Origin of the sequence: Streptomyces sp. NPDC047081, from assembly GCF_040643775.1 — a bacterium.
Lineage (GTDB): Bacteria > Actinomycetota > Actinomycetes > Streptomycetales > Streptomycetaceae > Streptomyces.
The window spans coordinates 1-11484 of sequence record NZ_JBEYUY010000035.1 but is presented as its reverse complement, the minus strand read 5'-3'; the positions used below and the strand labels follow the sequence as shown (position 1 = coordinate 11484).

The window sequence follows — 11484 nt, the reverse complement described above, 5'->3', positions numbered from 1 at the left end:
GTCGGACAATGCGTCATGCGGTTACGGCGTCCACCTCGTCGTGGGTGGCGGGGGCCGCGGTGCACGCGGAGTGCATGGGCATCTCGGTCAGGCCGGGGTAGTAGACGTGCAGGCTGACGGCGGGTTCCAGGGCGTCGTTGACGACCTCGTGGACGTAACCCGGCGCGAAGACCCGCTGCGCACCCTCGCCCAACGCGCGCGTGCCCCGCTCGGTCCGCTCGGTCAGCGTGCCCTCCAGGACGGTCAGCACGCCGGAGGAGGGGCCGTGGTCGTGCAGCCCGCTGCCCTGCCCGGGCACCCAGGACAGCAGCCACACCTCGTAGCCGGGGCCGGTGCGCAGCCGGTGGTACCAGCGGGTGGTCGCGTCGTACCGCACGAGGTGCTCCCACTGGGAGCGGTCCGCGGCGATGGAGCGGGCCAGGCCCACGAACTCGGCCACGGTGGCGGGGTGCTCGCGCGGGGGCTGGAGCAGGTGCGGGACTTCGAGGATGTCGCCGGCGATCTGGAGGTCGCTGTCGCTGTTCATGGAGTGCGGTGGTTCCTCAGTGAAGAAGGTCAGAGGGAACGGAAAGCTGGAGCGGACAGAGCTCAACAGCTGCAACAGCGACAGCTACAGCGAGCGCGGGCAGCACCGTGGGACCCGGCGGTGCGGGTCGAGGTGAGTGCCAAGTTCGCGAGCATGCCCACAAGGACAGCGGCTCACACCTCCACTGTCAACTCGACACCCGGTATGTGGGACGGGTTTCACCTCATCCGGTACATAGCGGAGCTGAAAGGTTTGTTCACTCGTCGACCGGGACACATGGCGCACAACCGGGCGCACAGGCCTCCTGTGGAACGGGATCGAACGTCTGGGCGTCCTTCCCACTACAGGCTCTGCGCGGGGCTGGAGGCCCCTTCCGGGCCCTGTCTGCATGTCAAGGTTTATGCCGATTTGAACACTTTCCGCTAGGCCTTGGTTCCGCAGAGTGAATAAGGGGCCCAATAGCAGATCTCGGCTTGACTCGCCCGGAGCAGCACACTTGTAATTTCACTCGTGTCGTTCAGCCGGAATCGGTAACGGCTACATCACGGGGACGCGAAAGACAGACGAGGGGCGCACATGACCGAGCTGGTGCAGCAACTGCTGGTCGACGACGCGGACGAGGAACTCGGCTGGCAGGAGCGCGCGCTGTGCGCCCAGACCGACCCCGAGTCCTTCTTCCCCGAGAAGGGCGGTTCCACCCGCGAGGCGAAGAAGGTCTGCCTCGCCTGTGAAGTCCGCTCCGAGTGCCTCGAGTACGCCCTCGCCAACGACGAACGCTTCGGCATCTGGGGCGGCCTGTCCGAACGGGAACGACGCAGGCTGAAGAAGGCCGCGGTCTGAGGACACGCCGAGGACACGCACACCCGGGAACTGTTCGAACGGCCCGTCGCCGGTGGGTTATCCACAGGCGGCGGGCCGCCGTCATGCCCAGCCGATAGTGTGGTCGCTCGTCCGAGACGCCTCGCTGCCCCCAGGCGGCACAGACGTCCACCGCAGTCCATCGAACCGGGGCCCGTACCTCGATGTCCGTGCACAGCCACACGGCAGCCCAGCAAGACCTCGCTGCCACACCAGAGTTCCCGCGTCACGTGGTGACCGCGGTCGTCGTCTCCCACGACGGCGCCCGCTGGCTGCCCGACGCGCTCGCCGGGCTGCTCGGCCAGGAGCGCCCCGTCCAGTTCGCCATGGCCGCCGACACCGGCAGCGCGGACGACTCCGCCCGGCTGGTGACCGAGGCGCTCGGCGCCGACCGCGTACTGCACCTCGCCCGGCGCACCGGCTTCGGCCAGGCCGTCGAGGAGGCGGCCCGGACCGCGCCCCTGCTGACCCCGGACGAGCTGCCGTACCTGAAGCGCCCCAGCGGCTGGGACCCGGTCACGCGCACGTGGCGCGACGACGCCTACGACATGCCGGAGCTCCCGCACGGCGAACCGGTCCAGTGGCTGTGGCTGCTGCACGACGACTGCGCCCCCGAACCCGACGCCCTGGCCCAGCTGCTGCGCGTCGTGGAGAACGAGCTGGAGCTGGGCCGCGACGACGTGGCCGTCGTAGGACCCAAGCTGCGCGGCTGGTACGACAGGCGGCAGCTGCTGGAGGTCGGCGTCACCATCGCCAACTCCGGCCGCCGCTGGACCGGCCTGGACCGCCGCGAGCAGGACCAGGGCCAGCACGACCACGTGCGCTCGGTGCTGTCGGTGTCCACCGCCGGCATGCTGATCCGGCGCGACGTCTTCGAGCAGCTGGGCGGCTTCGACAAGCGGCTGCCCCTGATGCGGGACGACGTCGACCTGTGCTGGCGCGCCACCACCGCCGGCCACCGCGTCCTGATCGCCCCCGAGGCGGTCGTACGGCATGCCGAGGCCGCCTCCCGCGAGCGCCGCACCGTCGACTGCGTGGGCCGCAGCGCCGCCTCCCCGCACATGGTCGACAAGGCGGGCGCCGTCTACACCCTCCTGGTCAACATGCGCACGGCCGCGCTGCCCTGGGTGCTGCTGCGCCTGGTGCTCGGCACCCTGCTGCGCACGGTCGCCTATCTCGTCGGCAAGGTCCCCGGGCAGGCCGTCGACGAGATCCGCGGCCTGCTGGGCACGCTGCTGCGGCCCGAGCGGATCATCGCGGGCCGGCGCAGGCGCGGGGTGCCGCAGATCGACAAGGGCGAGCTGCGCGCGCTGTTCCCGCCGCCCGGCGCGACCGTGCGGGCCACCGTCGAACAGGTCGCGGGCAACTTCTTCGGCGGCGACGACGCCGAGGCCGCCGGCGGTGCCGGACGGCACGGCGGCGCGGTCGAGTCCGGGCCCGGCGGGGACGACGCCGACTTCCTGGAGATCGAGCAGTTCGCCCGCCTCAAGCGCATCGCCCGCAAGCCCGGCCCGATGCTCTTCCTGGTGCTGCTGTTCGTCTCCCTGGTGGCCTGCCGCGACCTGCTCGGCGGCGGCGCGCTCGCGGGCGGCTCCCTGCTGCCCGCGCCCGCCGACTCCAGTGAGCTGTGGTCGCGCTACCTCGACTCCTGGCACGCGGTCGGCGCCGGCGGCACCCCGGCCGCGCCGCCGTACCTGGCGATCGTGGCGATGCTCGCCTCCGTGCTGTTCGGCTCGACCGGGCTCGCCGTCACCGTCCTGCTGGTGTGCTCGGTGCCACTGGCCGGCTTCACCGCGTACTTCGCCTCCCGCCCGCTCGTCGAGTCGCGCCTGCTGCGCGCCTGGGCGGCCGTCGTCTACGCCTTCCTGCCCGCCGCCACCGGTGCCCTCGCCGGTGGCCGCATCGGCACCGCCGTACTGGCCGTGCTGCTGCCGCTCATCGCCCGCGCGGGCGTCGCCGCGAGCGGCCTCGCGAACAGCTCGGGCACACCCGGCAGTTGGCGCGCCACCTGGGCGTACGCGCTGCTGCTGACCATCACCACCGCCTTCACGCCGATCGTGTGGCCCATCGCGCTGGTCCTCGGCATCGCGGTGCTCGCGCTGCGCCGCGCCGCGATCACGGCATACGGCCTGCGCTTCCTGGCCCAGCTCGGCACGCCCCTGCTGGTGCTCGCGCCCTGGTCGCTGACGCTGCTCCCGTTCGGCTTCTTCCAGCAGGCCGGCCTGGAGTACGGCTCCTCGGCCGCCTCCGCCCTCGACCTGCTCGGCATCAGCCCGGGCGGGCCGGGCACGGTGAGCGGGCTGATGCTGATCGGCATCGTGCTGGCGGCGCTGGCCGCCCTGATGCGCTCGGAGCGTCAGTCCGGGATCTGGACGGCCTGGGCGATCGCCCTGGTGGGCCTGGTCTTCGCGGTCCTGTCCAACGGCTCGACCTGGGCCGGACCCGCCACCCTCGTCTACGGCGTCGCCCTTCTGTCCGCAGCCGCCCTCGGCGCCGACGGCGCACGCGCGCGTGTGGCCGAGCAGAGCTTCGGCTGGCGGCAGCCGGTGGCCGCGCTGATCGCCCTCGCCTCCGTCCTCGGCCCGCTGGTGATCGCCGTCGGCTGGATGGCCCGCGGCGCCGACGGCCCGGTGGAGCGGCGCGACCCCACGCAGGTGCCCGCGTTCGTCGCCGAGGAGAGCGGCAGCCGCGACCAGGCCCGCACCCTCGTCCTGGACAGCGACTCCACGGCCCGCGTCGGCTACACCCTGGTCCGCGGCTCCGGCGCCCGCCTCGGCGACGCCGAGACCGCCGCGGCCGACGGGGAGAACGCCAAGCTCGACAAGGTCGTCGCCAACCTGGTGGCGGGATCCGGCGCCGACCAGGCCGACCAGCTCGGCAAGTTCGCGGTGCGCTACGTCCTCGTCCACAAGGGCGCGCCCCGCGAGGTAACGCGCGTGCTGGACGCCACGCCCGGTCTGAGCCGGCTCAGCCAGCAGGCCGGCGGCGCGCTGTGGCGGGTCGACCAGGAGGTCGCGCGGGCCACCATCGTCAGCGCGTCCGGCTCCGGCACCCCGCAGCCGGTCGCCGCCGGCCCGGTCGAGATCCACACCACCGTCCCCGCCGGCGCCGACGGCCGCGTCCTGCGCCTGGCCGACACCGCCGCCGAGGGCTGGACGGCCGCCCTGGACGGCAGGCCGCTCACCCGCACCACGGTCGACGGCTGGGCCCAGGGCTTCGAACTCCCCGCCTCCGGCGGCAAGCTGGACGTCACCTTCGACGACCCGATCACCCACACCGCCTGGCTGTGGGCACAGGGCTCCCTCGCCCTGGTCCTCGTCGTCCTGGCCCTGCCCGGCCGCCGCCGCGACGTCGACGACGACCTCCCCGAGGAGCCGTCCGTCCCCGCCCAGGCCGTGGCCGGCGAGGGCCGCCGCGCCCGCCGCCTGCGCGCCCAGGCGGAGGCCGAAGAGACCGACCAGAGCGAGGAGTTCCCGTCTCCTCCGCAGGAGGAGACACCCGTCGCGATCCCGCAGCAGCAGGCGTACGGCGAGTGGGACCAGGCGAGTTACGCGGGCGCTCAGTACGACGCGTACGGCAACCAGTACCAGGGCGCCCAGCAGCAGTACCCGGCAGGCGCGTACGACCAGACCTACCAGGCGGACCCCTACCAGGGCGGCCAGTACGACCCGTACGCCTACGGCGGCACGGCTCAGGGGACGTACGACCAAGGCGCGTACGACCCGTCGTACCAGCAGCAGGGTTACGACCCCGCGTACGACCCGGCGCAGCAGCACCCGCACGCCCCTGAGCGCCCCGACGGGAGTCAGCAGTGAACCGCACCACCCTGTCCCTGATCGCCGGCACGGCCGCGCTCGCCGCCATCACCGGGGTCGCCTCGCTCACCGCGCCGGGCGCCTCCGGCGCGGACACCGCCAGGGCGGCCGCCGAACTGCCCGTGGAGCGCACCTCGCTGCTGTGCCCCCAGCCGAGCACCTCCGACCTCGCGGAGACGTCGTACACGTCCTTCACGCCCGTCACCAAGGGCACGGGAAGCGACGGCAAGGCCGAACTGCAGGCCGCCACCGCGCAGTCGGACGACACGACCGGCGACGACACCGGCGACAAGAAGAGCAAGGACGCGAAGGGCAAGGGCAAGAAGACCGCCGCCAAGCCGGTCCTCACGCCCAAGGAGCCCGGCACGCCGGTCACCGGTGACGCCTCCGGTTCCGAGACGCCCGCGCTGGTCGGCACCGCCGAGGGCAAGTTCGCGCCGGGCTGGTCGGTGCAGGAGACCACAGAGGTCGCGGCCGGCACCGGGCGCGGTCTGCAGGGAGTCAACTGCACCGCTCCGGACACGGAGTTCTGGTTCCCGGGCGCCAGCACGGACAGCGGCCGCACCGACTACGTGCACCTGACCAACCCCGACGACTCCGCCGCCGTCGTCGACATCGAGCTCTACGGCAAGGACGGCGCCCTCAAGTCCGAGGTGGGGGAGGGCATCACGGTCGCGCCGCACTCCAGCGACCCGGTCCTGCTGTCCACGCTCACCGACGAGAAGCAGACCGACCTCACCGTGCACGTGAACGTGCGCAGCGGGCGCGTGGGCGCCGCCGTGCAGGCACTGGACGACAAGGCGGGCGGCGACTGGCTGGCCGCCTCCACCGACCCGCAGGGCAGCCTCGTACTGCCCGGCATCCCCAAGGACGCCACCTCGGTACGGCTGATCGCCTTCACGCCGGGTGACGCGGACGCCGACCTGAAGGTGCGGCTCGCCTCCCCGTCCGGGCTGATCACGCCCGCGGGGAACGAGACGCTGCACGTGAAGGCCGGCATGACGACCGCCGTCGACCTCGGCGCGGTCACGCGCGGGGAAGCGGGTTCCCTGGTCCTGACGCCCACCGACGACTCGGTTCCGGTCGTGGCCGCGCTGCGGGTCGTGCGCGGCAAGGGCGCCAAGCAGGAGACGGCGTTCATCCCGGCCACCAGTCCGGTCGGCACGCGCGCGACGTCCGCCGACAACAGCGGCAAGGGCTCCACCCTCTCGCTGGCCGCCCCGACCCGCACCGCCCGGGTGAAGGTCACCGCCTCGGCGGGCAGCGAGGGCGGTACGGCGGTCTCGAAGACGTACACGATCAAGGCGGGCACCACCCAGGACATCGACGCCCCGGTCCCGAGCGGCCTCAAGGGCACCTACGCCCTGACGGTGGAGCCGCTCTCCGGCGGCCCGGTCTACGCGGCCCGCACGCTCGCGGCGACCGAGGAGGGCGTCCCGGGCTTCACCGTCCAGACGCTCCCGGACGACCGGGGGATGGTGGCCGTACCGCAGGCGGACCAGGACCTGTCCGTGCTGCAGAAGTAGCGGAAGCGAGCGGTGCCGGGGCGGCGGGGCTCAGTCCTCGCCGTACCGCGGGTCGACGGTCTCCGGGGTCAGGCCCAGGATCTCGGCGACCTGCTCGACGACGACCTCGTGCACCAGCGCCGCGCGCTCGTCGCGTCCCTTGGTGCGGATCTCCACCGGCCGCCGGTAGACGACGACGCGGGCCCGGCGTCCCTCGCGGGAGGGAATCGTGCCGCCCAGGGGGACCGCCTCGTCGTTCCACGCCTGGCCGGGGCCGTCCAGGCGCGGCACCTCCAGGACGAGGAAATCGATGTCGGCGAGCTGCGGCCAGCGTCGCTCCAGGCGCTCCACGGAGTCCTGCACCAGGTCCGCGAACGCGTCGGCACGGCTCGCGGCGAGCGGCACCTGGGGCGGCGCGATCGGGCCGCGCATGCCCCGGCCATGGCGGTCGCGGCGGCGGGGCCCGGGGCCGGCGGCACGGGGCGGTACGGGGTTGTCCATCACTGGTGAAGCGTAGTCCCCGCCGGGACCTGCCGCCCGGCCCCACGCGGCACTCCGGACACCGGCCGGCCGCCCGGCACGGCATGTCGCAGGATGACCATTCCAGCCAAGGTTGGGCTCGTTTCCGTATCTCTCCGAGACCGCCGACGTCGAGGCAAATGACGGTGTTTGTACGGAGTGTTGATCGGAGGCGGGACTGTCGGGCGGCCTGTGAACGCGCGTCCGTGCAGGTCAGGAAGGTGGGCCGGGAGGGGTGTGTGGGGTGATTCACAGCACGACACGGTGGAGTGACCTGGGGGAGAGTCGTCGCGGCCCGCTCAAGAGTGCGGTACCGTCCAACGTCGTGAGCCCTGTACGTCGCTGTTCGCGCACCGCTTGCGGCCGCCCCGCCGTCGCGACGCTGACGTACGTCTACGCCGACTCGACCGCGGTCCTCGGCCCGCTCGCCACCTACGCCGAACCCCACTGCTACGACCTGTGCGCCGAGCACTCCGAGCGCCTCACCGCCCCGCGCGGCTGGGAGGTCGTCCGGCTCCTCGACGGCTCCGCTCCGGCCCGCCCGAGCGGCGACGACCTGGAAGCGCTTGCCAACGCGGTGCGCGAGGCGGCCCGTCCGCAGGAGCGCGCGGCCGGGGCCGGCGGTGGCGGGGCGCGCGCGGCGGACCCGATGGAGGTCGCGAGGCGGGGTCATCTGCGGGTACTGCGCTCGCCTGACAACTGAGGCCGTCCGCCTCCCTGTTGCCCGCTCCCCTCGTTTCACCCAGTGACGCACACCCATTGACGCACCCTTGTCGCGGACACGACCATTCCGTAACCGGCGGGAAATCGCTTTCCGCATGCCGGAATCCGGGGAGGCGCCCGTGTACGTCCAGCAACTGGAACCCGTCGCCGACTCGCTCGGCCTGTCCGCCCTCGTCGCCGCGCTGCCTCTGGTGATCGTCCTGATCCTGCTCGGCGGCGTCCGCCTCAAAGCCCATCTCGCGGGCCTGACAGGCCTTCTGGCGGCCGTACTGGTCGCCTGGCTCGCGTACGGCATGCCGCTCGGCCAGACGGCCTCCAGCGCCGCTCAGGGGGCCGTGTTCGGGCTCTTCCCCATCCTGTGGATCGTCGTCAACGCCCTGTGGGTGTACCGGATGACCGTCCGCACCCGGCACTTCGACATCCTGCGCCGCTCCTTCGGGCGCCTGTCCGACGACCCGCGCATCCAGGCACTCGTGGTCGCCTTCTGCTTCGGCGCGCTCCTGGAGGCCCTCGCCGGCTTCGGCGCGCCGGTCGCGATCTGCTCGGTCATGCTCGTCGCCCTCGGCTTCGACCCAGTGAAGGCGGCCGTGGTCTCCCTGGTCGCCAACACCGCGCCGGTCGCCTTCGGCGCCATGGGCACACCGGTGGTGACGCTCGCCCAGGTGACGGGGCTGCCGCTGGACGACGTGGCCTCCGTGGTGGGCCGTCAGACACCGCTGCTCGCCCTGGTGGTGCCGCTGCTCCTGGTCGGCCTGGTGGACGGCCGGCGCGGGCTGCGCGACACCTGGGTGCCCGCCCTGGTGTGCGGAGTCGCCTTCGCCGTCGCCCAGTTCGCCGCCTCCAACTACGTCTCCGCGCAACTCGCCGACATCGCCGCCTCCTTGGCGGGCGCGGGCGCCCTGGTCGCCGTACCGCACGCGCGTGTGCCCGCGACCGAGTCGGTACGCGCGTCCGTGCTGACCGGCGTGCGCAGCGAGGAACTCGACGAGGCCGACCCGCGCCGCGAAGTCCTGCGCGCCTACGCCCCGTACGTCCTCATCGTCGCGATCTTCTCGATCGCGCAGATCCCGGCGGTCAAGGACTGGCTGGCGGGCGCGACGCAGACGTACGACTGGCCCTTCCTGGACGTCGCGGGGCCGGACGGGAAGCCGGTCGGCGGGAACGTCTTCACCTGGCCGGTCGTGTCGACCGGCGGCACGCTCGTGCTGATCGCCGGGGTGTGCACGGCCGTCGTGCTCGGCGTGCACGCGCGCGTGGCGGCCAAGGAGTGGCTCGCGACCGTGCACGAACTGCGGTTCGCGATCCTGACCGTGACGTCCGTCCTCGCCCTCGCGTATGTCATGAACCTTTCCGGACAGGCGGCGACGATCGGCCACTTCGTGGCGGCGGCGGGCGCCGGGCTGGCGTTCCTGTCGCCCGTCCTCGGCTGGTTCGGGGTCGCCGTCTCCGGCTCGGACACCTCGGCCAACGCGCTCTTCGGCGCCCTTCAGGTCAGCGCGGCCCACGAGTCGGGGCTGTCGCCGGAACTCCTGGCCGCCGCCAACAGCTCGGGCGGTGTGCTCGGCAAGATGATCTCGCCGCAGAATCTCACCATCGCGTGCGCGGCCGTCGGGCTGGCGGGCCGCGAGGGGGACCTGCTGCGCAAGGTGCTGCCGTGGAGCCTGGGGCTGCTCCTGGTGATGTGCCTGATCGTGGTGGGCCAGAGCTCCCCGGTGCTGGGCTGGATGCTGCCCTAGGGAGCGGATGCTGGTGCCCGCGGACGCCCGGAAGCCACTCGGCGGCTTTCTTACTCGGCCTTACGCAGCTCTGACCTCACAGGTTACGGCTCGGAGTCCACTTGGAGTCCGCCCGGTGCTCGTCCATCCGGTACGGGTAGTTTGGGGCGACCGATAGGACTTCAGGAGGGTTGGCCGTGGCTGATCTGTCGCAGCTCGTGAAGGCGTACGACGTGCGCGGAGTGGTTCCGGACCAGTGGGACGAGCCGCTGGCCGAGCTCTTCGGCGCGGCCTTCGTGCGGGTCACCGGCGCGGACGCGATCGTGACCGGCCACGACATGCGGCCCTCCTCGCCCGGTCTGTCGCGAGCCTTCGCGCGCGGGGCGGCGGCCCAGGGCGCCGACGTCACCGAGATCGGCCTGTGCTCGACCGACCAGCTGTACTACGCCTCCGGCGCGCTGGACCTGCCGGGCGCGATGTTCACGGCCTCGCACAACCCGGCGCAGTACAACGGCATCAAGATGTGCCGGGCGGGCGCGGCGCCGGTCGGCCAGGACACCGGCCTGGCGCAGATCCGCGAACTCGCCGAGCAGTGGCTGGAGTCGGGCGCTCCGGAACCGGCCGCGGAGCCGGGAACCCTGACCTCGCGCGAGACGTTGTCGGACTACGCGGCTCATCTGCGCTCGCTCGTGGACCTGACCTCCATCCGCCCCCTGAAGGTCGTGGTCGACGCGGGTAACGGCATGGGCGGCCACACCGTCCCCACGGTGTTCGAGGGCCTGCCCCTGACCCTCGTGCCGATGTACTTCGAGCTGGACGGCACGTTCCCGAACCACGAGGCGAACCCGCTGGACCCGGCGAACATCGTGGACCTGCAGAAGCGGGTCCGCGAAGAGGGCGCCGACCTGGGCCTCGCCTTCGACGGCGACGCGGACCGCTGCTTCGTCGTGGACGAGAACGGCGACCCGGTCTCCCCGTCCGTGATCACCGCCCTGGTGGCCGCGCGCGAGCTGGCGCGCAACGGCGGCAAGGGCGTGATCATCCACAACCTGATCACCTCCTGGACGGTCCCGGAGGTCGTGCAGGAGCACGGCGGCACCCCGGTCCGCACCCGGGTCGGCCACTCCTTCATCAAGGCCGAGATGGCGAAGTCGGGCGCGATCTTCGGCGGCGAGCACTCGGCCCACTACTACTTCAAGGACTTCTGGAACGCCGACACGGGCATGCTGGCGGCCCTGCACGTCCTCGCGGCCCTCGGCGGCCAGCCCGGCCCGCTGTCCGCCCTGACCGCCGAGTACGACCGCTACGTCGGCTCCGGCGAGATCAACTCCACGGTCACCGACCAGGCGGCCCGCCTGGCGGCGATCAGATCGACGTACGGCGACCGCGAGGACGTAACCCTGGACGACCTCGACGGCCTCACGGTGGCCTCCACCGACTGGTGGTTCAACGTCCGCCCCTCCAACACGGAGCCGCTGCTGCGCCTGAACACGGAGGCGCGGGACGAGGCGACGATGACGAAGGTGCGGGACGAGGTGCTGGCGATCATCAGGGGGTGAGCGGCGCGGGTCGGGGTGGGAGCTGCGTGGGTCGGGGCGTGGGCTGTGCGGGTCGGGGTGGGAACTGCGCGCGAGGCCGTTTCCCCGATGAGGCTGGACACTGCCAGCCCGTCCAGCGTTCGAGGCCGATCTTCGCCATCCCGAACCCCCCACCCACCCGCAACACCCACCCACCCGCAGGCGCCGGCGCCTTCTCGACCCCGCCCGGCAATTTCAGCCCGTCCGGCGTTTGAGGACGAGGCCGTTCAGGCCGACGGGGGTCCA

The 11484-nt window shown here is 72.5% G+C and carries 8 protein-coding genes; 6 read left to right on the top strand and 2 right to left on the bottom strand.

Features of this window, described 5'->3' with window-relative positions; translation table 11 throughout:
* Positions 1–13 precede the first annotated feature (13 nt).
* Positions 14–526, bottom strand: coding sequence for a cysteine dioxygenase family protein (locus ABZ848_RS42090; protein WP_360840664.1), 513 nt, complete (start codon positions 524–526; stop codon positions 14–16).
* Positions 527–1102: 576 nt separating this feature from the next.
* Here ABZ848_RS42090 and ABZ848_RS42085 point away from each other — a divergent pair.
* The 3 genes from ABZ848_RS42085 (at position 1103) to ABZ848_RS42075 (ending at position 6725) form a co-directional block, all read left to right on the top strand.
* Entirely contained in the window at positions 1103–1366 is a 264-nt protein-coding gene (locus ABZ848_RS42085) for a WhiB family transcriptional regulator (RefSeq protein WP_003975777.1), read from the top strand.
* Positions 1367–1548: 182 nt separating this feature from the next.
* Complete coding sequence (locus tag ABZ848_RS42080) at positions 1549–5199, top strand: glycosyltransferase (RefSeq protein ID WP_360840662.1); 3651 nt, start codon at positions 1549–1551, stop codon at positions 5197–5199.
* Entirely contained in the window at positions 5196–6725 is a 1530-nt protein-coding gene (locus tag ABZ848_RS42075; RefSeq protein ID WP_360840661.1) for a DUF5719 family protein, read from the top strand. The genes ABZ848_RS42080 and ABZ848_RS42075 overlap by 4 nt, the downstream gene beginning before the upstream one ends.
* A gap of 30 nt (positions 6726–6755) precedes the next feature.
* Here the strand turns inward: ABZ848_RS42075 and ABZ848_RS42070 are convergent, their stop codons facing one another.
* Complete coding sequence (locus ABZ848_RS42070) at positions 6756–7205, bottom strand: metallopeptidase family protein (protein WP_242765903.1); 450 nt, start codon at positions 7203–7205, stop codon at positions 6756–6758.
* 343 nt (positions 7206–7548) lie between these two features.
* Between ABZ848_RS42070 and ABZ848_RS42065 the strand changes: the two genes are divergently transcribed.
* From ABZ848_RS42065 to ABZ848_RS42055, 3 genes are all read left to right on the top strand, one after another.
* Positions 7549–7926, top strand: coding sequence for a DUF3499 domain-containing protein (locus ABZ848_RS42065; protein ID WP_062154068.1), 378 nt, complete (start codon positions 7549–7551; stop codon positions 7924–7926).
* 139 nt (positions 7927–8065) lie between these two features.
* The gene (locus ABZ848_RS42060; RefSeq protein ID WP_360840766.1) at positions 8066–9682 is read left to right on the top strand and encodes an L-lactate permease; all 1617 of its coding nucleotides are present in this window, start codon (positions 8066–8068) and stop codon (positions 9680–9682) included.
* Positions 9683–9852: 170 nt separating this feature from the next.
* On the top strand, positions 9853–11220 hold the full coding sequence (locus tag ABZ848_RS42055; RefSeq protein ID WP_360840660.1) for a phosphomannomutase/phosphoglucomutase: 1368 nt from the start codon (positions 9853–9855) through the stop codon (positions 11218–11220).
* Positions 11221–11484 lie beyond the last annotated feature (264 nt).